The sequence below is a fragment of the Vibrio sp. 10N.261.51.F11 genome (genome assembly GCF_041471665.1).
In the GTDB taxonomy this organism is placed as follows: Bacteria; Pseudomonadota; Gammaproteobacteria; order Enterobacterales; family Vibrionaceae; genus Vibrio; species Vibrio crassostreae_C.
The window spans coordinates 1-24698 of sequence record NZ_JBFROW010000040.1; the positions used below are offsets into that span (position 1 = coordinate 1).

A 24698-nucleotide genomic window follows, 5' to 3' on the forward strand; every position below is an offset into this window, starting at 1 on the left:
TTACAGTAGTTCTACCGACTGTTGAGCAATCACGAATTCTTCGTTGGTTGGGATAACCATTGCTAATGCGTTTAGCATTTCAGACTTACCGATGATGCCTTCAGCACCAAAGCGAGCAGATTCGTTACCTGCTACATCTTCAACGAAACCTAGAATCTTAAGGTTGTTTAAGATCTCACGACGAATTGGTAGAGAGTTCTCACCGATACCACCAGTGAAGATGATGCCGTCTAAAGAATCTAGCGTTGCAAGGTAAGAAGCAATGTATTTTGATACGCGGTAAGTAAACACCTCAAACGCAAGCTTAGCGCCTTCATGGCCCTCTTCCATTGCTTCTAAGATGCCACGAGCATCGCTCGTAAGACCAGACACGCCAAGGAAGCCAGACTCCTTGTTTAGAGAGTTAAATACTTGCTCTTGTGACCAGCCTTTCTTAAGTAGGTATTCGATGATGCCTGGGTCTAGGTCACCACAACGTGTGCCCATCATTAGGCCAGAAAGTGGTGTGAAGCCCATTGAAGTATCAACACTGTTACCGTCTTTGATTGCACATACAGATGCGCCATTACCTAGGTGAACAGAGATAAAGCTAGATTTTTCGATAGGCTTGTTAACCATCTTCGCAGCTTCACGGCTAACGAAGTAGTGGCTCGTACCGTGGAAACCGTAACGACGTACGCCGAAGTCTGTGTATAGCTCTTTTGCGATTGCACCAGTGAATGCACGTTGTGGCATTGTTTGGTGGAAAGCCGTATCAAATACAGCAAATTGAGGTAGAGAAGGGAAAGCTTCAATCGCAGCACGAATGCCGACAGCACCTGCAGGGTTATGAAGTGGAGCTAGGTCAGATAGGCTTTCAATTTCGTTCGTTACTTCTTCAGTAATACGAACGGTTTGAGTGAACTTCTCACCACCGTGAACGATACGGTGACCGATAGCCACGATATCAGCAGTGAAGCCTAGATCTTCCATCAGGCCAACCAATTTGCCAATGGCAATTTTGTGGTGGTTATCTTCGCCTTGAATGGCAATTTCAGTTTTCTCGCCTTGATATTTCCAGCTCATACGAGCATCTTCAAGACCAAAACACTCCCCTAGGCCACTTAATACTGCTTCACCAGAAACAGAATCGATTACAGCAAATTTTAGGGATGAACTACCCGAGTTAATAACCAGAACAAACGAATTAGACATTGGATATGGATCCTGTTTCAGTACGAATTGGATGAAGTGTTTACTTCAATTTTAGTTAAGTCCATTATTCAATAATTTTTGAATCTTTCAACTTTTGTTTTGAAAAAATCACTAAATGAACACAATTAAGTTGATCTTGGTCATTAAATTATTTATTTCGAGAGCGAAATTAAAAAATAGTTGAATAAGAAAATTAATGAACAGGTGACGCAAACGAGTGCTCACGTTATTTTTAACTTGATTCAGTTAATTAAAGCGACTCGAACAAATGCAGGTGATCCGCTTGAAAAACAACCACCCTTCCCTTTCGTCTGCTTATCATTACCGATAACTTTTTGCTCGATTTCTCAATTGCTCAGTGTTTGCATCAAAAAGCTCACTGAAGTTGAGAATAGTGATCTGATCTTATTTTGATTGCCTTCGAGCACAACTCTGCGAATAGATGCACTGTAACGACGCTTAGATAGCCTTCACTCTTTGTTTCAGCATCTTGTAGCACGTTCTTTTGGTATAGGCTTAGAACGCGATACAGCTAAGTTTTGGCACTAACATTCGTTCTAGGCGCGATGCTTAGTTTCATGGACGAAGCATAGTTACAGGAACGAAGCTTGATTAAAGTAAGTTAGCTACGAATATCGAGCCAACCAAAGCTTAAGTTCAAATAGCAGGCACAAAAAAGCCGAGCATTACGCTCGGCTTTTAAATTCAGTGTCTAGACCTAAAGCGTCTAAGCGACAGGTTGATTAACCTTCGTTGCGCTCTGGACGACGACCACGGTTACCACCGCCATTGCCGTTACCATGGCCACGTTCGCCACGGAAGTTACCACGGTGATCGCCACCACGGTTACGGTCGAAACGACGTTCGCCATCACGTCCGCCAGCAGAGTTACCATCGCGAGCACCATCACGGTTGCCACGGTATCCACCACGACCGCCTTCACGGTTACCACCTTCGCGGTTGCCGCCTTCACGGTTACCACGGTAGCCGCCACCATCACGACCGCCACGGTTGCCACCACGGTTGCCATCACGACCGCCGCCGCCACGACGAGGCTCACGGAAGTCATTGAAATCAACAACTACAGCGCCAGCTTCTTTTTGACGAATGCGAAGTTTGCTTAGCTTACCAGCAGTTTCAGAGTTCATTGCTTTTGGCAGTTGAACGTAAGTAGAACCTTGGTCTAGCTTGATAGCACCGATAGAACCTTTAGTTAGGCCAAGTTCGTTTGCTAGTGCGCCAACGATGTCTTTAACCTGAACGCCTTGCTCACGGCCAACTTGTAGTTGGTAAGTATCCCAATCTTGAGTATTGAAGTTGCGACCACCACCGTCACGGCCGTTGTCACGATCTTCACGACGCTCTTTGCGACGGTTCTTATCACGCTCAATAGCAGCGATCATTGGGTCTTCGCCAACGTAGAATAGTGGGCTCTTACCTTGCTGACGCTTAAGAAGCATTGCAGCTAGAGTAGCAGCATCAACTTCTAGAGACTCTTGAAGAGTAGAGATAAGACCTGCAAAGTTTTCTAGTGCTTTGCTTTCTTTCTCAGTTTCAAGTTCAGCGCCAAGCTTAGCAACACGTGCAGCAGCAACTTGGTCACGTAGAGGAAGTTGAATTTCTTCCATTTGAGACTTAGTTACGCGCTCGATTGTGCGAAGCATGCGAATTTGGTTAGTGCGAACTAGTAGGATCGCTTTACCTTTACGTCCAGCACGGCCAGTACGACCAATACGGTGGATGTAAGATTCAACATCGAATGGGATGTCGTAGTTGAATACGTGAGTGATACGTGGAACATCAAGACCACGAGCTACAACGTCAGTTGCAACTAGGATGTCGATAACACCTTGTTTGATGTGATCAACAGTACGCTCACGTAGAGACTGAGGAATATCACCGTGCAGTGCAGCAGCTTTGAAGCCACGTGCAGATAGCCAATCAGCTAGACGCTCAGTGTCTTGACGAGTACGTACGAATACGATTGACGCGTCAGTTTCTTCGGTTTCTAGAAGACGAGACATTGCTTCGTCTTTTTCTACGCCTTTAACAACCCAGAAGTTCTGCGCTACTTTATCAACTGTGTGGTTAGTACCAGCAACGTCAACTTTAGCCGGGTTACGTAGGTAACGGTCAACAATAGTCTTAACCATTGGAGGCATAGTTGCAGAGAAAAGTACACGTTGTGCAGATTCTGGAGCTTGCTCTAGGATCCAAGTAACGTCATCTACGAAGCCCATTTTCAGCATTTCATCTGCTTCATCAAGAACAAATGTGTGTGCTTCATCTAGGTGTAGACGGTCACGAGTTAGTAAGTCTTTAACACGACCTGGAGTACCAACAACAATGTGAGCACCGCGGCTTAGAGCACGCATTTGGTCAACAATTGAAGCACCACCGTAGATTTCAATAACTTTAAGACCTTTGATATCACGGCCAAGGTTTTTGATTTCCGCAGCAACTTGAATCGCTAGCTCACGAGTAGGAGCCATGATGATTGCTTGTGGTTTGTGTTGGTTCAGGTTGATTTTGTTAAGTAAAGGCAGAGAGAATGCTGCTGTTTTACCAGTACCAGTCTGTGCTTTACCTAGTGCGTCACGGCCTTCAAGAAGAAGAGGAATAGCTGCTGCTTGGATTGGAGTCGGAGAAACGAAACCCATGCTATCAAGAGCTGAAAGAATGTTATCGTTTAGGGCTAATTCATTAAATTGAATTACAGATTCGGACATTGGGATCCCACTATATATAAGTAAACAAAAGGTCCCGGGAGCTCTATCAATTCCAATACTGATCCAATCAGATACTGATTCCATTCAGAGTTACGAAGCAGTAATAAAACACTTCAAGCCATTAGGGACGTCTAAGGGAGGCGGATTATTCCCTAAATGCATAAAAAAATCCAGAAAAAATTGAAATACATCACATATTTTTCGCTTTTACATCAATACTGGTTATCATATCGTCAAAACTTGATGAATATCTCGTCACAGCACCCATCTCCTAGCAAATTGACCTAGTTAAATAAGAGGGCAATTAATTAACGCTCACTTCGCCTTTAAGTAGTAATCAAGCCTCGCAATGATTATAGTGTGCTCAATTGTCCTCGATAGATAAAAGTCAAAATGTTTCAAGATAATCCTCTACTCGCTCAACTCAAACAGCAAATCCAAGAAACCCTCCCTAAAAAGGAAGGTACAATCAAAGCCACTGAAAAAGGGTTTGGTTTTCTCGAAGTTGATAGCAAAACAAGCTTCTTTATCCCGCCTCCGTACATGAAGAAATGTGTGCACGGTGACAAGGTGATTGCCATCATTCGCACCGAGAAAGATCGCGAAGTAGCAGAGCCTGAGGAATTGATTGAACAAGGCCTTACTCGTTTTATTGCACGAGTGAAGTTGTTTAAAGGTCGTTTGAACGTTGTTCCAGATCACCCACAACTGAAAAAGCTGCAACTTAAAGCGAAAGCAAAAAAGGGGCTAAACCCTGAAACGCTAAAAGAAGGCGACTGGGTTGTTGCTCATATCATTCAACACCCGTTAAAAGGTGACAACGGATTCTTGGCTCAAATCTCTGAAAAAATCACAGACGCTGACGACAAGATCGCACCTTGGTGGGTAACGCTGGCACAAAACGATCTACCAAACAGCGAGCCTGAAGGCATCGACAACTGGCTAATCAACGATGACGCCGATCTTGAACGTGTAGACATGACGCACGTCCCTTTTGTGACTATCGATGGCGAAAGCACAAAAGATATGGATGACGCGCTTTACGCGAAGAAAAAAGAGAACGGTGATTTTGAACTGACTATCGCAATTGCTGATCCAACGGCTTACATCTCTCCAGATGATGCGATGGATAAAGTGGCACGCGAGCGCGGTTTCACTATCTACCTTCCTGGTCGCAACATCCCAATGTTGCCTCGTGATCTTGCTGACAACCTATGTTCACTGATCGAGAACGAAGTTCGTCCTGCACTTTGCTGCACAGTAACGGTATCTAAAGATGGCGTTATCGGTGATGACATTAACTTCTTCGCTGCAAACATCAAATCTCATGCTCGTCTTGCTTACGACAACGTATCAGACTGGCTAGAAACAGGTGCATCAGAGAAATGGCAACCATCAGAAGAGATTGCTGCAATTGTTTCTGATCTTCACCAATTTGCTCAAGCACGTTCAGCATGGCGCTCAGCAAACGCTGTTGTGTTCCCAGATCGCCCTGACTACCGCTTTGAACTGAGCGAAGATAACGATGTTGTCGCTATCCACGCTGACATGCGTCGTAGCGCAAACAAGCTGGTTGAAGAATCAATGATCAGCGCGAACATCTGTGCGGGCCGAGTACTAAAAGAGAGCTTCAACCAAGGTGTGTTTAACTGCCATTCTGGTTTCAAGGCTGAGAAAATCTCCGACGTTCTTGAACTGGTAAACCCGCAAGCGGAAACGCCGTTCACTGAAGAGCAAATCATTTCTCTAGAAGGTTTTGCTACTCTACGTCGTTGGTTAGGTTCTTTAGATAACAGCTACTACGACAACCGTATTCGTAAATTCCAAGCGTATAGCGAGATCAGCAATGAGCCTGCACCGCACTACGCGATGGGATTAGATATTTACGCAACTTGGACTTCTCCAATTCGTAAATATGGCGACATGATTAACCACCGTATGCTTAAAGCACACATCTTAGGTAAAGCGCCAATTCAAACACCAGATGAAACTATCGGTGATGAACTTGCCCTGCACCGCCGTCACCACGGCATGGCTGAGCGTAATGTTGGCGATTGGTTGTATGCTCGCACTCTAGCCAATGCTCCAGCAGAAGAAACTCGTTTCCAAGCTGAGATTTTCGATATTAACCGTGCAGGTATGCGTGTACGTTTACTTGAAAATGGTGCTGCTGCATTTATCCCTGGATCTCTCATTCTTAATAATAAAGAAAGAATAGAGTGCAACGGTGATATGGGTACTGTATCTATCGATAAAGAAATGGTATACAAACTGGGAGACGTTTTAGAAGTAGTTCTCTCTGAAGTTAATCAGGAAAACCGTAACTTAGTAGCAAAACCTACTCAAGTATTTGCGGACTTGCCTAGCGAGCCTGAAACGACAAACGAAACCGAAGCTTAAAGGCTTTAACAGCTACAGCTTTCAAGGTCAAAGCTATCAAGGTCAAAAGCTTCAAAGGTTCACTTCTAAAGGCGCTAATTATTAGCGCCTTTTTTGTAAATGTCTCATGCTTAAACAATACTTAAAAAAAACAATCAATAAGCAATCAATTTACAACGTCAAAGAAGCTCACTATGTCATCAATCACAGTTACTCAGTTCAGAAACTTCATTCCCAGGAGACGAGAACGTTATCCTGCCTCTAAAAACGGTATCTTTATAGTGTCGAAAGGCAGCATTTCTTTTGTGTTGCCCAATGGTACTCAAGCCTCGTTGCAAGCGGGAGATTTCACCCTTTACAATTCTGGTCAGATTAAAGACATCACGGTTAACACTGAAAATGGCGAATTCAGCGCAACCTGCTTAGATTTTGATTTGGCTATCTTTCAAAAGTTCATTAATCAGTTCAGCGATTTAGAGTCCGCTCGAATCCCAGACAAGTACATTAAGTTCAATCAAACGGATACTGAGCTCTGTCAGTTGAAAGATCTCATCATGTCACTGGCCAACTCTTCTTCTCAGAATGACTACGCACTCACTCAATTAGGCTTAAGTTTGCTGTCTTTGATGGTGGAACAGTACCCAGCTCTATTGGCTATTATTGCTCGAGCTTCAAGGTTAACCGTGACCCAAAGAGTCATTCATTACATCGAGCAAAACATTGAAAACAATATCTCTTTGGATACGCTCGCCAGTTACATGGGAATGTCACCGGCTACGCTTAAACGTCGCTTATCGGCTGAAGATCTGTCGTTCTCAAACTTATTAAAGATAAAACGTATTGCTCATGCAGCCACTCAGCTAAGAACATCGGATAAGTCGATCACTCAAATCGCGTATGAGTCAGGCTTTAAAAGTGCCGCTCACTTCAGCACGGCCTTTAAAACGTATCACGGAAAAACACCAAAAGACTTCCGATCGCTAGTGGCACAAGCACAACTGCAGAGCGTAAAGCCGCAAGTTTAAAGAAACAAAGCGATAGATTGATGTGGACGTCTTAGTTGGGAACTGGTGTAAACCAAGTGGCTTCAATATTAAGCCACTTGGGTGTGGGATGAGATGATTTGGCTTTGGGATTCAGTGGTTGAGTTTTGATACTCATTGATTCAGCTTTGCGAGCAGGCCACCAGCAAACGTGAAAACAGAGTGACTATGACCAGAAGTACGATTTAGGGTCTTTTTCTATTTCCGCCAAAATAGCATCAAGATCCTTCGATTTAGGAAGGTACGGATACGGCCCCCAATTCACAGAGTCGGTTTCGACATCCCCTTCAAGCGGCACCATCACTAACCAACAAGACAGCGACTCATCAAAAGTCACGCAGACGATCTCGTTTGTATAATCACTGTGAGATGAGTCGAGTAGATAATGCGCCTGAGAAAACAGCACACCACCCTCACACTCTTCATATAGGGATTTGCCTAGCTCGACAGGTAAACTTCGATTTCGAGAAGTACAGAGCCTCTCGGCCCCAATTAAAAGACGATTCAGCTCGATATGAATGACGGACATAACACCCCTTGTAACTTCATAGAAACTTCATAGAAACTTCTAAGTAGTGAATTCCTCTACTTAGCTTAGGACTCAACAAACATTTTAGCGAACAAGCGTAATCAAAATACCTGCCCTGCTCCCAGAAACGAATCTTGCTTTCGGAAACCCAGAAAGCTACGACTCATCAAGCGAACAGCTATACATCGAGAGTATGGAATTTCACAAAAGTGTCATATAACCGACCTATCATATGCGACAAATGTTATTAACTAGGAGTTGTTTATGTTACGAGTCGCGCTTGCCTCTCTTTTATCCTTAGCCCTGTCTTCTCATGCTGCTTTAGCACAAGAAACCACTATTTCGGGCTCCACTTCAGTATCACGAGTGATGGATGTATTAGCTGAGGAGTACAACAAGACTCACCCTGATAACTATATTGCGGTTCAGGGCATTGGTTCTACAGCAGGTATTACCATGGTTAATAAAGGTGTCTCTGACATCGGTATGAGCTCGCGTTATTTAACCGACCGCGAACAAGACGAGAAGTTGAAGGTATTTCCAATTGCCTTTGACGGCCTAGCTGTAGTAACTAACCGCTCAAACGCTGTAAGCAACGTTACACGTGAGCAGCTGTTCGATATCTACAAAGGCAAAATTACGAACTGGAAAGCTGTGGGTGGCGCAGATCAGCCTATCGCAGTTGTCACTCGCGAAGCGTCTTCTGGCTCACGCTATAGCTTCGAAAGCTTGCTTGGTTTAACGAAGATCATTAATGACCGTCTAGTGTCTGACATCAACCCAAATAACTTGGTTGTAAACAGCAACAGCATGGTTAAAACGATTGTTAACCATAACCCACACGCGATTGGTTTTATCTCTGTTGGTTCAATCGACCGTTCGATTAAAGCAATTACATTTGAAGGCGTAGAGCCAACATCTAAGAACATTGCTAACCACAGCTATGAATTGGCTCGCCCATTCTTGTTGCTGCACAAGACAGACTCAGTTTCTGACGAGAGCAAAGACTTCATCAAGTTCGTGAAGTCAAAGCAAGGGCAAGACCTTATCGAAGAGTACGGCTACACTCGCATTAAATAAGTGAGTGAGTTTTATCTTATGAAAAAAAAGAGAGAGCATTAAGCTCTCTCTTTTTTTTGGAATCTATATGGTTCGTTTAGAAGTGAAGTTGAATCACTGAAACGATCACAGCGCCAGGACGACGAATACCTTCGATTTCGACGCGAATTTCGCGTTCAATCTCTAGGCCTTTCTTAATTGGCGTTACTTTTGTTAGCGTACTTTTAGCACGAACATTACTGCCCGATTTAACAGGGTATGGGAAACGTACTTGGTTAAGACCAATGTTTACGACCATCTTCGCTGTTGGGAATTGAGACTTGTCAGGGTCAACACTGTCAGTCAATCGAGGAAGCAGAGATAAAGTTAAAAAACCATGTGCGATGGTTGTTTTGAACGGAGAGTCTGTTTCCGCTTTTTCAGGCTCAGTGTGAATCCACTGCATATCTTCAGTAACAAGGCCGAACTGGTTAATACGGTCTTGACTTACATTGATCCAGTCGCCAGTATGGATGACTTCACCGATCTGTTGATTAAGCTCATCAAACACAAGTTGTGCTTCTGGCTTAAGTACGATCGGCTGTTCCACCGGCATCTCTGGTGCATCTTCATTGACAGCAGGTTTGTGGTGATCACGAACCCACGCAAAGAAATGGCTATTTTGCGTACGATTAAGAAAGTCGCCCCAGTAATCTCTAAGAGCTGGAGACATCCATTGCATAAACTCTGAGTGTTGCGAAGACATGCTATCGCCTCGGTGTTTAAATAAATCAATGACTTTCATAAGAACCTCAATGCACAAAAAATTTCAATATAACTTCGTAATTTTGAAACACTTCACACTATTGTGCAAATGTTTTCGAGCATACAACCGTTAGCTGAACCTTGTTAAAATCATATTAAACATATACTTACCAATAAAACATCATTTTATTACAAAACCCAAATTAGAGTGTTAGCTCTATCACATGACAAACATTTGTTTATATAAAAGGCGTTTTTATTCATAAGTGGAATAAAAAAAGGCTTAGCGCAATGCTAAACCTTAGTTTTTACAAGGAATTAGTTTTCCGAGGGTTGGTCTTGTAAGAGACGAATCTTACAAGACACTCAATCCCCTATTCGTCATCAAGCGGAACCAGCTTGGTATTACCACCGTGTGCTTTCTCACGCTTACGTTGCACGAATGCGTAGAAGCCAGGGATTAGGAACGTACCCGCCAGTAACACACATAACAGGCCGCCGATCAGTGAAATACCCAAAGAGTTCTGACTCACGTGACCTGCGCCCGCAGCAAAGATAAGCGGGAAGATACCTAAGATGAACGACCAAGACGTCATGTTCACAGCACGGAAACGTAAAGTACCGCCCTTCACCGCCGCATCTTCAATCGGTGCGTCTTTCTCTTCACGCTCAACCTTTGCGAATTCCACAATCAAGATTGCGTTCTTCGCGGCCAAGGCTATCAAGAGAACCAAACCTATTTGTGCATAAAGGTTCAGCGGAGTGCCCGTTAGATTCAATGCCAAGAAGGAGCCTAAGGTTGCGACAGGTACCACGAGGATAATCGCAATCGGAATTGTCCAACTCTCGTATTGAGCCACCATAAACAGGTAGATGAAGATCAGAGCCAGTGCGAAAGCAAAGATCGCTTGGTTACCTGCTAGTACTTCTTGGTAAGCCATGCCTGTCCATTCGTACTGATACCCCTGAGGCAATACTTCTGCAGCTACGCGTTCCATTGCCGCAATCGCATCACCACTAGAGTAACCTTCTGCAGGTTGACCTTGAATCACGGCACTGCGGTACATGTTGTAACGCCATGCTACATCTGGTTCGAAGATCTGGTCGTAAGTCACCAATGTGCTTAACGGGATCATCTCGCCATTAGACGAACGAACGTGGAATCGTTGTAGGTCATCCATGCTGCTACGGTGTTCACTGTCAGCTTGCATGGTTACGCGGAAGTTTTTACCAAACATGGTGAAATCATTCACGTACAGAGAACCTAAGTTACCTTGTAGTGTTTGGAAGATTTCCGACAACGGAATACCAAGTTGCTGCGCTTTCTCACGGTCAATGTCGACATAGTAGTGCGGTACGTTCGCACGGAAAGTACTGAATGTGTGTGAAATCTCAGGCTGTTTGCTCGCCTCAGCTATCACGTCATTCATCACCATAGCAAGATCAGTACGGCTTCGGCCTAGCGTATCTTCAAGTACAAACTCGAAACCAGACGCGGCCCCCATGCCCGGAACTGCAGGAGGCCCCATCGCAAACACGACAGCTTGAGGAAGTTCAGTCGCAGCACGACCATTAATACGCTGTGAGATAGCCTGAGCAGAGTGTTGACCATCCAGTGCATTACGCATGTCCCAATCGTGAAGCTTGATGAACATTGACGCACCATTCGACGCAGAAGCGCCCGTCATAAATGCGTAGCCGTTAACCAGTGTTACGCCATCAACACCCGGCTCTTGTTCAACCATTTCAAGCAGCTGCTTAGTCACTTCTTCGGTTCGAGACAAGGATGCCGCGTCAGGAAGCTGAACGTTAACCAGCAAAATGCCTTTATCTTCTTGAGGTACAAACGCCGTAGACGTTGTCTTCGCAAAATAAGTCACAGCCGCCAAAGCCACAAAGAAGAAAGTGAACAGCAGAACGCCTTTCTTAACTAAGAAGCCAGCCACTTGACCGTATTTGTTAGTAACAGACTCTAGACCACGGTTAAATGCTTGGTACCAACGCGCCGTGTTACCACCACCCTGCTTAAGAACCAGTGAACACAATGCAGGTGATAGCGTTAATGCGTTAATTGAAGAGATAACAACCGCGATACAGATAGTCAGAGCGAACTGACGGTACATGATGCCAGTAATACCAGGAAGCATTGCAACAGGGATGAATACCGCAAGTAGAACCAAGGTCGACGTAATGATCGGCCCCGTTACTTCTTTCATCGCAATAAGCGTGGCTTTACGCGGTGAAATGGTTGGGTCTTTAGCCATTGTGGTATCAACGTTCTCGATAACCAAGATCGCATCATCTACTACGATACCAATCGCTAGTATCAAACCAAACAGGGTTACCGTGTTGATGGTGAAACCCGTCATCTGCATGATGGCAAACGTACCAATCAAAGATACCGGAATCGCAACTACAGGAATCAAGGTTGCACGCGCACTACCCAAGAACAGGTACGTTACCGCAATAACCAGCAAGATGGCTTCGATTAAGGTCTTTACTACCCCTTTGATCGACTCAGCAACAAACAGTGTAGTGTCGTAACTTGCTTCATACGCCACGCCTTCTGGGAAGTTCTTGCTTAAGTTTTCCAGCATCGCCATCACAGCTTTGCCACTTTCCAGCGCGTTAGCGTCTGATTGAAGTGACAGCGTTACGATCGACGCATCTTGACCACGGTATTTACCATTACCGTCGTAGAACTTTTTACCAAGCTCAACACGTGCAATGTCTTTTAAGTAAACCGTTGAACCGTCTTGAGTTGCACGAAGAACAACATTTTCAAACTCATCAGCTGTTTCTAATCGGCCTTTTGTTACCAAGTTGAACTGCACTTCTTGTGCGTTGTTATAAGGTGCAGCACCAATACGGCCTGCAGCAACTTGAACGTTCTGCTCTGCCAACGCGCGATTCACGTCTGAAGTGGTGATATTGAGGTTAGCCATTTTCTCAGGATCTAACCAAACACGCATCGCGTATTCACCACCACCCAACACGTTAACTTCACTGATGCCCTTCACACGAGCCAGTTGGTCTTTAATGTTTAGGTTAACGTAGTTGATCAGGAATTGGTCGTTGTACTCACCGTTTGGCGAATAGAAGTTCAATACCATCAAAAGGTCTGGTGAACGCTTTTTAACGGTGACACCCACCATTCGAACTTCTTGCGGAAGCTTCGATTCGATTTGAGCAACTCGGTTCTGAACGTTGACCTGAGCCATATCTGGGTCAGTACCAACATCAAAGGTCACATTAAGGTTGTATGAACCATCGTTAGCGCTTTTAGAAGACATGTAGATCATATCTTCAACGCCGTTAACCGACGTTTCTATGGGGTCGGCTATCGCCTGTTCTACTACTTCAGCACTTGCACCTGTGTAGAATGCGGTAACACTTACAGAAGGCGGGCTGATTTTTGGATATTCCGCCACTGGCAAGATAGCGAGAGAAATCGCACCCGCCAGCGTTAAGATTATGGATATTACAAGGGCAAACTTAGGCCTTTGAATAAAGAAACGACTCAACATAACTACGCCCCTTACTCAGCTTGTTCAGCAGAAGCTTGAATGCGAACAGACATACCATTGCGAACACGCTGTAAGCCTTGAGTGATCACTGTGTCATTCTTCTCCAGACCGGAATGAACAATCACACCACCTTCAACCTGACGACCCATTTCGATGTTTCTACGCTCAGCCACAGGAGCAGCTTCGCCTTCAACTAACACCATAACAAAGTCGCCTTCAAGGTCGGTTTGAACCGCGCGGCGAGGAATGGTTACGACATCAATAGATTGCTTCTCACGCAGATCAACACGAACGTGCTGACCAGGAAGCAATTGCTGGTCTGGGTTATCAGCAATAGCGCGCATCGCGATCGTACCAGTGTTTAGGTTGATACGGTTGCCCAAGAAGTCAAGCTGACCTAGATGTTCGAACGCTTCACCGTTCTCAAGCATGATCTGAACTTCAACACCTGCAGAGTCGCTGCTGCCATCGCCTTCGATGCGGTCCATACCCAGCTCAATACGCTCTCGCTCACTGATGCTGAACGATGCGTGGATTGGGTCTAGGCTAACCAAAGTCGTCAGTACACCTGAAGACGGCGAAACCAGATCACCCGTGCTCACTTTGGTATCGCTAATACGGCCAGAGAAAGGCGCGATGATTTTGGTATGAGAAAGCTGAACATTCGCAGCATTAAGCTGTGCTTGGCTTGCTTCAAGCTGTGCTTGAGAACCTAACAAGTTTGCGGTTAATGCATCGAATTCAGATTGAGAGATACTGCCTTTCGGAAGTAGGTTTTTACCACGATTAAAATCAAGCTCAGCTTTTTTAAGGTTCGCGTTCGCTTGAGCAACAGACGCTTTTGCGCTTGCTACTTCGGCTTCAAACGAAGAAGGTTCAATCGAATAAAGCAATTGACCCTTTTCAACCATTTGGCCTTCTTTGAAATGGCGGCTTTGCAGGTAGCCAGAAACTTGTGCAGTAATTGCCGTGTCTTCAACGGCTTCAATACGACCGATGTACGACTTACTTTGTTGGTGAGAAACGACGCTAACATCCTGTACAGCTACGAGAGGTAAAGGCGCTTGCTTGGCATTCTGAGCATCTTGCCCACATCCAGCAAGAATAAGAGAGCTTGCAAGAGCCGTAAGGATTAACTTTTTACGCATGGTTATACCGTCACTTATGAGAAATTGAACAGCATAAAAGTTACGTAACACAATTGCTTCAAATGTCCGAGGAATATCAATTATAACTGGCCAAAGTGTATCAATATGTTAATTGAAACCAAGTGCTTATAAAGTGATTACAAACACGCTACAATTCCTAAGTAAATCAATCTCTCAGCTTTTGTTCTCTATGGATATTGTCTAACATAATGTATTGTCAGACAGATAAGCATTCACATTTAATTGTTAAGGAATTCTCATGATTTCAAAATGGGCTAAACGTTTCTATCAAATGGCGGAATTGGTCGGTTCTTGGAGTAAAGATCCTTCAACTCAAGTCGGCGCCGTAATCACTAAGCACAACCGCATTGTTTCTGTTGGTTTTAATGGCTACCCACATGGCGTGTCTGATAGTGCGGATACTGATGACAGAGAGATGAAGTACCTCAAGACACTTCACGCTGAAGAAAATGCGATCTTATTCGCCAAGCGTGATTTGGACAGCTGTGAAATCTGGGTGACTCACTTCCCTTGCCCAAACTGCGCAGCGAAAATCATCCAAACCGGTATTTCTGCGGTTCACTGCCCAGAGCAAAGTGAAGACTTTCTTTCTCGCTGGGGAGACAAAATCAAAGTGAGCCAAGATATGTTTGAACAAGCAGGCGTAAAAGTCGATTGGTTGCCACTGGCTGACCTAGATTAAACGAACAGATAGTTAGAACAAAAAAGCCGAGAGTCGATATTATCGCTCTCGGCTTTCTTTTGTTTGGGGCTCAGCGGACTGCAGGATTAAGCACTGACAGGAAATGCTTCAGCGTATGCTTCCATGAAATCTTTACGAATCTCTTGCTCTAGATGAACCGCCTTCTCGGTTGGACAGAAAATCATAAAATGGACTTCTTGCTCACCGGTTGAACTGCTTGTGATGTGGATATGCGGCTCAGAACCAGGAAGATCGACACCAGCGTGCTTTTCAATCACGCCGTTATAACGACGAGCAACATCGATAAACTCCTCGCAATGCTCTTCAATTTTTACAATAAGACCCGGCACCATTGGGTACAGGTTAACGAAGTCTCTCACCGTAACTGTAAAGCTATGGTAAACGTAACGCTTCATGAAGTTGAGGTTCTTTACAGGATAAGTAAAGAACATACTGTTAGGCAGCGTAGCGGTCTTGCCAGTGAAGTGGTATTGCCCATGGTAAAGATCGATTTCTTGAATCACGGTCGCCATCAGATTGTGCTCAATCACCTCACCGCTGATTTTACCTACTTCGATCCAGTCACCAATTCTAAATGAGCGCGAGCTCGCACGCTGAATAGAACCGGTGAAACACAAAATGATCTCTTTTGAAGCCACTACTATCGCAACAGCAATGGCCGTGACAGATAGCGCAAACTCGCTGATTTCGGATTTCCACAGCACAAATAACGTCACAACAATAATCGCGAATGTGCCGTTTTTGGTTCGTGACATCCAGTTACGTTGGTCTTCACTAAGGAAAGCAACATCACCTCTTATTTGAGATAAGGTGATTCGGCGAATGATTAAAATAATAGTGATAATCAACGCACTAAAAATAAACTTATGAGCGAGTAGAAAATCAATTACTTGCCACACTTTTTCCATTACTTATTCCTTAGCATTACAACGACGAGCTTTACAACGATTAGCGGAGACTTCGCTATGAAAAAGCGCTCAAAAATAGAGCGCTTTTTTACGTGCCTAAATCAGCTATTGGTAAGGCTATCATTTTATCTTGGCAGAAGTAATAAATTGGCCAAAAGTTTCACACCAAATCACAACCGTATTAAATCGATTAAGATCAGTACCTTCGGGAAGCTCAACCATAAAGCGGTCGAATGTTTTCACATCTCCGACTCTCAATAACTCGTTCTTGCTGTCATTGAAAGCGTGCTCGGTTTCAATGAACTTAGGCGAGAGATAAACCTTGTAATCAGGTCCCGGCGCCAATTCACCTTCAAAAGCGATCGCACTTTCGGATACTGAGACGATGCCTTCTCCCCAGTGCAAGAAGTCACTGTCTTGTCGATCTTTAGTGAACTCGCCCGTGTAGATAGCCTGCTCACTGATCGCTTCAACAGAACTTGAGGAAGGAGAATCAGGCTCAATCAAGATAGGCAATGCGTAAACACCTAGCCCAAAACCAACAGCACCCACGGCTAAGTGGGTGCAAAGTAAAACTAACTTTTTCATCGCGTACTCCCTTATGCTTAAAGAGAGTATTATTGAATACTCTCAAAAATACAAAGAGATATAACGCTCTGATGTTCTATTTTTGGTAATGCGTTGCTGTACGTTGTGACAGTTCAACAATCACTTTTACCGCTTGCTCCATGCCTTGAATGGTAATGAACTCATGAATACCGTGGAAGTTGTAACCGCCAGTAAAGATATTCGGACATGGTAGCCCCATGAAAGATAAGCGAGCACCGTCTGTACCACCTCGGATTGGTTTAACCATTGGCTCGACATTGCACTCAATCATCGCCTGCTTGGCCAATTCAATAATATGTTGATGCGGTTCAACCATCTCTTTCATGTTGAAGTAGCTACCGGTTAGCACCAGCTCAACACGGCCTTTCTCAAGGCGCTCATTCAGCTCATCGACTTTCTGCTGCATGAATGCTTTACGCGCTTCTACACCCTCACGTTCAAAATCACGGATGATGTATCCCAGTTCAGAGCGAGCCACACCCATTTCCGCCGATTTCAGGTGGTAGAAGCCTTCATAACCTTCTGTGCACTCTGGTGTTTCTTGCGCAGGCATCATCAATTGGAATTGCGCTGCAATGTTCATCGAGTTCACCATTTTATCTTTTGCGGTGCCCGGGTGAACGTTCACGCCATGACAGATAACATCGGCGCTCGTGGCATTGAAGTTCTCAAATTCCAACTCCCCTACTGGGCCACCATCGATGGTGTACGCCCACTCGGCGCCAAATTTTTCAACGTCAAACAGGTTCGCACCGCGACCAATCTCTTCATCCGGCGTGAAACCAATGCAGATGTCGCCGTGTTTGATGTCTGGATTCGCTTTCAGGTAAGCAATTGCACTGATGATTTCAGCGATGCCCGCTTTGTTGTCGGCACCAAGCAGAGTTGTGCCGTCAGTCGTAATCAGGTCGTGACCATGTAAAGAATCAAGATCTGGATACTGGCTTGGGTTCAAACTCTCGCCACTTTCCCCTAATTCAATCGTTCCACCTCGGTAATCTTTAATCACTTGTGGTTTCACGTTGGCGCCTGATGCGTCAGGAGCGGTATCCATGTGCGCCACAAAGCCAATCGCAGGCACATCGTAATCGACATTCGACGGCAGTTTCGCCATCAAGTATCCATTGTCATCTAAAGACACATCAACTAAGTCTAATGCCACCAATTCTAACTTTAAGGCTTCAGCAAAGGTAATTTGACCCGGTGAACTTGGGCATTGCTGATTAGAAGGATCGGATTTGGTATCAAAAGTAACGTAATTCAGAAAACGTTCTACAAGCTTTTCCATAATTCATCTCACCATGGATTAAGTAATTGATTTACTGACTTAATTATTATGTCGATAAGTGATACATCGTTAAATAAATACGAGCACAGAGTCAGTAGCGAGGGTTTTCATCTTACGCCCCTGACCATGTATGTAATTGCTCTAAATCATTATTGTGCGAAATTAGATGCGCTTCCTATACTTGAAAACAGAGGGTTTCGTCAGTTCAACATTGCATACGGATGATAAGAGATCGCTTTGTACGCATTCTACGCCCTCCGCTCTCAGCCTAACAAAAGTACAAAGTGGATGATGATCACAATTTATCCTTGATGCAGAATCTGTCATACGTTACACGGAGACACAGTTATGACGATTAATAAATATTTCATTTTCTCTCCTCAAGCCTCTGAGGAAACGCTTCGACCAGTATTAACTGAGAAAGAAGTTCAAAGGCAGGAAGCTCTAAGACAGGCGCAGATCCAGGGTGGATTAGACACAAACGCGACCTCGTAACTCAATGAATACCTAGCACTATTAAGACCCCTATAAAAAAGCTCTACGCTCTATCCGGTAGAGCTTTTTTTATTTTTGATCTGTTCTCCTCTCCCCCACTCCCAAACAAGCTGAACATTAAACCTTCGCTCATTGCTTGTTGTTCTTCACTTCTCGATCACCAATTGGCTCATAGTTTCTCGCGAATGTATTTTCACGCATTGCACACACTAGCTTGCAGCGCTGAGAAATGACTCACTAAACTCCCCGATGCCATACCTTGTCGTGTCATTTTGTGCTAATAATTCATATTCGTTTTCATTCCTCACTCGCCCTCTTTTCAAAACTATAATGCGAGTACCAGAGAACCTAACCACAGGAACCCCGAATTCAATGGAATATTCAAAGCTAGGAAGTAGTCAAATTCCCGTTTCCCGTATCTGTCTTGGCAGCATGACTTGGGGGCTACAAAATACGCAGCAGCAAGCCGACCAACAGATCGAATACGCATTAAGCCAAGGTATTAACTTTATCGATACTGCAGAGATGTACGCGGTTCCACCTTCTCCAGATACCTACGGAAAAACAGAAGCGATCATTGGTAACTGGTTATCGCGTAACCCACAGCGTCGACAAGAGTTGATCATTGCGAGCAAAATTGCCGGGCCAGGGCTTCCTTGGGTTCGAGATGGCGGCCCGATAACTGGTGAAGCGGTGATCGCAGCCGTTGACGCATCATTAAAACGCCTACAAACAGACTATATCGACCTTTACCAACTTCATTGGCCAAATCGTACAACGCCTCACTTTGGTAAGCATTTCCCGAATCACATTCGATTCAGTGATATTGACCGAAAGCAGCATGAAGCTGAGATGTTGGAAATCCTACAAGCACTGGCAAGCTGCATTAAGGCGGGGAAAATTCGCCATGTCGGGCTTTCAGATGATTCTACTTGGGGCATTAACACTTACCTCAAGCTGAGTGAAAAACACGATTTGCCACGTATGGTTTCGATTCAGAATGAATTTAGCCTACTGCACGCAAAAGACTGGCCATATCTGATTGAGAACTGTGTGCATGAAGATGTCGCTTACCTGCCATGGTCACCTTTAGCTGCAGGCATGTTGAGTGGAAAGTACATTGATGGCGCAAGACCGGAAGGCAGCCGTTGGACTTACATGCAACGTAAAGGCATTTTCCGTGACACTGAATCTGCCAACGAAGCGGTTAAAGGCTATGTTGAAGTGGCGAATGCTCACGGGTTCACTCCAAGCCAACTGGCATTGGCTTGGTGTAATCAAGTTGATGGGGTGACGTCCACTATCATTGGTGCAACGACCATGGAGCAGCTAAAAGAGAACGTAGCCGCTTTCAGTAAACCGTTATCAGAAGAGATCCTGACTGATATCAACACAGTCTTTAAGCGCTACCCTGCTCCGTATTAGGCTGTTAGTTCAGCTTAACTTAAGTAAGTAAATCCCATAAGAGCGCGCTATTTAGTGCGCTTTTCTTTTTTAAGTGGATCGCTTTTGCTTTTTATATGGATCGCATTGAGCTATCACGCTTTTGGTTCGCTAACCTTTGCTCTATAATGCGCGGGCTTATATCTAGGATAAAAACATGATTTCAAAAAACCAATTAAAACTCCTTCGTGCTTTGGGTCAAAAGAAACAACGTAAAGCCCACGGCCTGTTTCTAGTTCAAGGTGAAAAGAACGTTCTTGAGCTGTTCAATAGTGACTTAGTGGTGAAGAATGTCTTTGCTACCGCTGATTTCTTATCTGAAAATCATGCTTCACTGATTGAGTTTGATTGTGTTGAAGCCTCGCTGGATGATCTAACCAAAGCGAGCACTTTGGTCAGTAACAACGCAGCGATTGCGGTTGTTGAGATCCCAACGTTTGAACTACCAGAAGCAACAGGACTGATGATTGCGCTTGATGGCGTTTCAGACCCTGGCAACCTAGGTACGATTATTCGCGTAGCAGACTGGTACGGCATCAAGCATATCGTTGCGAGCAGCGATTGCGCAGACCCATACAACCCTAAAACGATCAGCGCGACTATGGGCAGCTTTGGCCGCGTACACGTAAGCCAAACAGACTTACCAGCTTACTTAGAGCAAGCGAACCTACCGGTTTACGGTGCTTTCTTAGAAGGCGAAAGTGTTCATAAGACTGAGTTTACTGCTAACGGCATTTTATTGATGGGCAGTGAGTCTCACGGCATCCGTGAACACGCGGCTAAATACGTGACTGATAAGATTACGATTCCAGCATTCGGTGGCGCAGAGTCTTTGAACGTTGCAATGGCGACAGGCATTATTCTCGACAACATGCGTCGTCAGCACTGCTAGACCTCTAAGCTAACTAGCCAATCGACAGTGTTCAGATATTAAAAAAGGCGTATTGATTAAATCAGTACGCCTTTTTATTTGAGTTCTTTTCAACAATTACTTTTCTAGCATTGCCAACTTATCACACACACCATTCCACTTTTCAGCGTCATCCATTGGTGCTTTTACTTCCGTTTGCACAGGCCAAATCTCAGCGAGCTCTGCGTTCACTTCGATGAAGATCTTTTGATCTTCTGGCAGTTCGTCTTCTTGGAAGATTGCTTGAGCATCACATTCAGGTACACACAAGCCACAATCAATACATTCGACTGGGTTGATTACCATGAAATTTGGGCCTTCATGGAACGCATCTGCGGGGCACACTGCCACACAGTCTGTGTATTTACATTGAATACAATTATCGCCTACGACAAATGCCATGATGCTCTGCTCTATAAGTTAGTCAAAATTGAAGAATGGGGATAATACTCATCCCAAAGCAAAATTCAACATCATACGGCTCTAATATCGTGTCTATTTGCTCCATGTTTCCAAATTAGTATGACAGATAAATCAATTTCTCGTAAAATGCGCGCCATTGTGAGCTTATCGCTTCTTTGAACATCAGCGTTTCCATCAAACTCTGTATTAAGAAACGATCTAGCTAAGACACCTATAAAAACGAGACATCGAAATGATACGTTTAACCGAAATTAAACTCCCACTAGACCATGAAGAGTCTGCTATTCAAGACGCTATTGAAGCGAAACTTGGTATTAACTCTGATCAGGTACTCTCTTTTAATATCTTTAAACGTGGCTACGATGCTCGTAAGAAATCAAAGATCTTACTTATCTACACGCTTGACGTTCTCGTTGAAAACGAAGCTGAGTTGTTAGAACAATTCATTAGCGACCCGCACGTAAAAGTGACTCCTGATATGGAGTACAAGTTTGTTGCTAAAGCGGTTGAGAACCAAACTGAGCGCCCTGTGGTTATCGGTTTTGGCCCATGTGGTCTATTCGCTGGCCTAGTGCTTGCTCAAATGGGTTTCAACCCAATCATCGTTGAGCGTGGTAAAGAAGTTCGTGAGCGTACGAAAGATACCTTTGGTTTCTGGCGTAAGCGTACGCTGAACACAGAATCAAACGTACAGTTTGGTGAAGGCGGCGCAGGTACTTTCTCTGACGGTAAGCTGTACAGCCAAGTTAAAGATCCAAAGCACTACGGCCGTAAAGTAATTGAAGAGTTCGTTGCTGCGGGTGCACCAGAAGAAATTCTATACGTAAGTAAGCCGCACATCGGTACCTTTAAACTGGTTACCATGATCGAAAAGATGCGCGCTTCTATCATTGAACTTGGTGGCGAAATCCGTTTCAGCACTCGTGTTGACGACGTTCATATGGAAGATGGTCAAATCACTGGCCTAACGCTTTCTAACGGTGAAGAGATCAAATCTCGTCACGTGGTATTGGCTGTTGGCCACAGTGCTCGTGACACGTTTGAAATGCTGTACGATCGTGGCGTTTACATGGAAGCGAAGCCTTTCTCTGTTGGTTTCCGTATCGAACACAAGCAATCGATGATCGATGAAGCTCGTTTCGGTAAGAACGCAGGCAACCCAATCCTAGGTGCTGCGGACTACAAACTCGTTCACCACTGTAAGAATGGCCGCACTGTATACAGCTTCTGTATGTGCCCAGGTGGTACTGTGGTTGCTGCAACGTCTGAAGAAGGCCGCGTAGTAACGAACGGCATGAGCCAATACTCTCGTGCAGAACGTAACGCAAACAGCGCAATCGTTGTAGGTATCGACCCAGAGCGTGATTACCCAGGTGACGCACTGGCTGGTATCCGTTTACAACGTGAACTAGAAAGCGGCGCTTATGTTCTTGGTGGTGAAAACTACGATGCACCAGCTCAAAAAATCGGTGACTTCTTGAAAGGTCGCGATCCAAGTGCAATCGGTGAAGTACAACCGTCATTCACGCCGGGTATCCACCTGACTGATATTTCAAAAGCGCTGCCTGATTTTGCTATCGAAGCGATTCGTGAAGCAATCCCAGCGTTCGAGAAGAAGATCAAAGGTTTCTCTACGCCAGACGGCCTACTTACCGGTGTTGAGACACGTACGTCTTCTCCTGTATGCATCAAACGTGGCAAAGACTTCCAAAGCATCAACCTTAAGGGCTTCTTCCCTGCAGGTGAAGGCGCAGGCTACGCAGGCGGCATCCTGTCTGCTGGTATCGATGGTATTAAGGTTGCGGAAGCACTTGCACTGTCAATGGTAGAGCAGAACCAAGCAGAGAAGATTGAGATCGCTTAACAACGCGTTTTAATATTATCTAAAGCTAAAAATCCAGTGTCTGATGGCACTGGATTTTTTTATTGCGTAAAGCTATTTATAGTTATTGAGTAACGACTTCGTCAGCGTTACTTACAAGTATCTTTTGACCAATTCACACCATCATCTGAACATTCCATTCGACTTGTTCCATTCTGGTAATAATAACCTTTGGTCCAGTTACCTTGAGAGTATTTAGACGTTATCGTTTGAGTGTAATCAAACGGTGTATTCTCAATGTACGCATACTTATGTCTGTTCCAACTATCAGAGCCATAAGAACTAATGTCATCAAAGTCTACCGAGAGATAGCTGAGTGCATCAAAGTCGCTGCGCGACACTCTATCCAATGAATCACCGAGATTAACCCACTCTGGATGTGGTGCGTTATTCTCAAAATTAAATTTCGCTTGTACTTGGGTAAACTGATCTTTGTAGTCACCGACAAGATCTGCCGACAAGGTTTGCATGAATCCAGCACCGACATTTTGACGTGAACAACTGTCCCAATCAGGTTGTTTAGACCAACCACGGTTCAACACACCAAAGGTCGCGAGTGAGTTAGGTAAAATCTGTTGCTTGATGGTCTCTTTCACCGAACATGAATATTCCGTTCCATCACTATCCAATGAGAACCAAGCTTCTTTGTCATATTCCAAACCATTTTTCTTTTGGCTATTACGCTCAATATGCTTATTTAACGCCAGTTCTGTCTGCAAGTCAGCTGAAACTTCATGTTCAATGACAATCAGCTTATCCGCAGTCATCACTGTTTTAACTTTATACCACTTATTAATTTCGTTCTTCTTGAAGTAGTCCCAATGCTGCCAGTAATAGTCAACATAAGCTTGCTGGGCTCTTGGGTTCTCTTTTTGAATCTCTTTCGTCTCTTGATACGACTTTTTAATAGCTGGCATCATTTTCTGCGCCAACTCATAGAGCTCGGTATTTTGATTCTTAACGAAATCACCATACAAGTCCTCTACTGCGATGTTGTATCGGTTCGCAATTCGGAAGTCATGCTCTTTCACATTTTGGATAATGCTATTTTGGGTGTTCACGGCTTGCTTCAAAGCAGAGCAACTGTTTAAACCACCTTTATACAAGTCGGCTTGGATCTCATTCCATAACACGGTCGTAAGTGGCGTAGTCGACTTAATTTCTTGCTCAGAACTCACCGTCATGACTGGCGGAAATATTAACTGATAAGGTTCAGTAATCGGTGAGTTTGGGCTGTCCGCATCAATAGCGCCTACTGGCACATTCACTACGATGGGTGCATAGTCCATACAGTTTGAGTTAGAACCCGTCAAAGATAGCTCATAGCTGCCTTCATGGTCCGTGATGCTGCTAGGCTCACCTTCATCTAATACGCCATTATAATTGATATCTAGAAACGCGGTCGCCCCGGAAATATACCCGTCAATGGCGACACCTTGTAAGGTTCTCGTTTGAGGAGCAGGAGCACTTGTGTTGCTACCACCGCCTCCTCCGCCACAAGCCGTAAGGCCACCAGCTATAAGTGCGATAGAAATAAGCTTAAGTTTCATTCGATTAGATCCTAATGAAATACATTATCAATGGAATTGTCATTGGGGGGATGACCGGAAATGACTGTGATAGTCATAGCCAGTCATAATAGCGATTGGCATTAGAAAGAAACA

At 44.5% G+C, this 24698-nt stretch carries 19 protein-coding genes; 8 read left to right on the forward strand and 11 right to left on the reverse strand.

Features of this window, described 5'->3' with window-relative positions; genetic code table 11:
- Entirely contained in the window at positions 1–1194 is a 1194-nt protein-coding gene (locus AB4351_RS14335) for an acetate/propionate family kinase (RefSeq protein ID WP_372055964.1), read from the reverse strand.
- Positions 1195–1937: 743 nt separating this feature from the next.
- A complete protein-coding gene (locus AB4351_RS14340; RefSeq protein WP_080582207.1) occupies positions 1938–4007 on the reverse strand; it encodes a DEAD/DEAH box helicase in 2070 nt (689 codons plus the stop codon).
- Positions 4008–4316: 309 nt separating this feature from the next.
- Between AB4351_RS14340 and rnb the strand changes: the two genes are divergently transcribed.
- Together rnb and AB4351_RS14350 are read left to right on the forward strand one after the other, a co-directional pair.
- Complete coding sequence (gene rnb / locus AB4351_RS14345; protein WP_372082799.1) at positions 4317–6323, forward strand: exoribonuclease II; 2007 nt, start codon at positions 4317–4319, stop codon at positions 6321–6323.
- 173 nt (positions 6324–6496) lie between these two features.
- Positions 6497–7327, forward strand: a complete 831-nt coding sequence (locus AB4351_RS14350; protein ID WP_017064362.1) for an AraC family transcriptional regulator — start codon at positions 6497–6499, stop codon at positions 7325–7327.
- A gap of 184 nt (positions 7328–7511) precedes the next feature.
- Here AB4351_RS14350 and AB4351_RS14355 read toward each other — a convergent pair whose 3' ends face one another.
- On the reverse strand, positions 7512–7874 hold the full coding sequence (locus AB4351_RS14355; protein WP_017059495.1) for a DUF3024 domain-containing protein: 363 nt from the start codon (positions 7872–7874) through the stop codon (positions 7512–7514).
- A 264-nt stretch (positions 7875–8138) separates the two neighbouring features.
- Here AB4351_RS14355 and AB4351_RS14360 point away from each other — a divergent pair, with 264 nt between their 5' ends.
- Positions 8139–8954: a phosphate ABC transporter substrate-binding protein gene (locus AB4351_RS14360; RefSeq protein ID WP_017064361.1), complete on the forward strand. Its 816-nt coding sequence runs from the start codon at positions 8139–8141 to the stop codon at positions 8952–8954.
- Between the two features lie 76 nt (positions 8955–9030).
- On the opposite strand, the gene AB4351_RS14365 is transcribed toward AB4351_RS14360, so the two are convergent.
- The 3 genes from AB4351_RS14365 to AB4351_RS14375 all read right to left on the reverse strand — a co-directional run bounded on the left by AB4351_RS14365 (position 9031) and on the right by AB4351_RS14375 (position 14352).
- Positions 9031–9717: a MaoC family dehydratase gene (locus tag AB4351_RS14365; RefSeq protein WP_017059493.1), complete on the reverse strand. Its 687-nt coding sequence runs from the start codon at positions 9715–9717 to the stop codon at positions 9031–9033.
- A 334-nt stretch (positions 9718–10051) separates the two neighbouring features.
- Positions 10052–13204 (reverse strand): efflux RND transporter permease subunit, encoded by a 3153-nt coding sequence (locus AB4351_RS14370; protein WP_372126369.1) that lies wholly within the window; start codon positions 13202–13204, stop codon positions 10052–10054.
- 11 nt (positions 13205–13215) lie between these two features.
- Positions 13216–14352: an efflux RND transporter periplasmic adaptor subunit gene (locus AB4351_RS14375; RefSeq protein WP_372126370.1), complete on the reverse strand. Its 1137-nt coding sequence runs from the start codon at positions 14350–14352 to the stop codon at positions 13216–13218.
- A gap of 259 nt (positions 14353–14611) precedes the next feature.
- On the opposite strand from AB4351_RS14375, the gene AB4351_RS14380 reads away from it, so the two are divergent.
- Positions 14612–15055: a dCMP deaminase family protein gene (locus tag AB4351_RS14380; RefSeq protein WP_017059490.1), complete on the forward strand. Its 444-nt coding sequence runs from the start codon at positions 14612–14614 to the stop codon at positions 15053–15055.
- Positions 15056–15141: 86 nt separating this feature from the next.
- Here AB4351_RS14380 and AB4351_RS14385 read toward each other — a convergent pair whose 3' ends face one another.
- From AB4351_RS14385 to pepT, 3 genes are all read right to left on the reverse strand, one after another.
- The gene (locus AB4351_RS14385; RefSeq protein ID WP_372126371.1) at positions 15142–15984 is read right to left on the reverse strand and encodes a mechanosensitive ion channel family protein; all 843 of its coding nucleotides are present in this window, start codon (positions 15982–15984) and stop codon (positions 15142–15144) included.
- A gap of 120 nt (positions 15985–16104) precedes the next feature.
- Positions 16105–16572, reverse strand: a complete 468-nt coding sequence (locus AB4351_RS14390) for a DM13 domain-containing protein (protein ID WP_017064357.1) — start codon at positions 16570–16572, stop codon at positions 16105–16107.
- A 76-nt stretch (positions 16573–16648) separates the two neighbouring features.
- Positions 16649–17881, reverse strand: a complete 1233-nt coding sequence (gene pepT, locus AB4351_RS14395; protein WP_372126372.1) for a peptidase T — start codon at positions 17879–17881, stop codon at positions 16649–16651.
- Positions 17882–18229: 348 nt separating this feature from the next.
- On the opposite strand from pepT, the gene AB4351_RS14400 reads away from it, so the two are divergent.
- The 3 genes from AB4351_RS14400 to AB4351_RS14410 all read left to right on the forward strand — a co-directional run bounded on the left by AB4351_RS14400 (position 18230) and on the right by AB4351_RS14410 (position 20711).
- Positions 18230–18376, forward strand: coding sequence for a hypothetical protein (locus AB4351_RS14400; protein WP_017059486.1), 147 nt, complete (start codon positions 18230–18232; stop codon positions 18374–18376).
- Positions 18377–18748: 372 nt separating this feature from the next.
- Entirely contained in the window at positions 18749–19801 is a 1053-nt protein-coding gene (locus AB4351_RS14405) for an aldo/keto reductase (RefSeq protein WP_032545660.1), read from the forward strand.
- A gap of 175 nt (positions 19802–19976) precedes the next feature.
- On the forward strand, positions 19977–20711 hold the full coding sequence (locus AB4351_RS14410; RefSeq protein ID WP_102320729.1) for an RNA methyltransferase: 735 nt from the start codon (positions 19977–19979) through the stop codon (positions 20709–20711).
- A 96-nt stretch (positions 20712–20807) separates the two neighbouring features.
- Here AB4351_RS14410 and fdxA read toward each other — a convergent pair whose 3' ends face one another.
- Positions 20808–21131 carry a ferredoxin FdxA gene (gene fdxA, locus AB4351_RS14415; RefSeq protein ID WP_017064356.1) on the reverse strand — a complete coding sequence of 108 codons (324 nt, stop codon included), beginning with the start codon at positions 21129–21131 and terminating at the stop codon, positions 20808–20810.
- Positions 21132–21384: 253 nt separating this feature from the next.
- On the opposite strand from fdxA, the gene AB4351_RS14420 reads away from it, so the two are divergent.
- Positions 21385–23016, forward strand: coding sequence for an NAD(P)/FAD-dependent oxidoreductase (locus AB4351_RS14420; protein WP_372118883.1), 1632 nt, complete (start codon positions 21385–21387; stop codon positions 23014–23016).
- A gap of 107 nt (positions 23017–23123) precedes the next feature.
- Here the strand turns inward: AB4351_RS14420 and AB4351_RS14425 are convergent, their stop codons facing one another.
- Positions 23124–24584: a hypothetical protein gene (locus tag AB4351_RS14425; RefSeq protein WP_372126373.1), complete on the reverse strand. Its 1461-nt coding sequence runs from the start codon at positions 24582–24584 to the stop codon at positions 23124–23126.
- Positions 24585–24698: the final 114 nt, after the last annotated feature.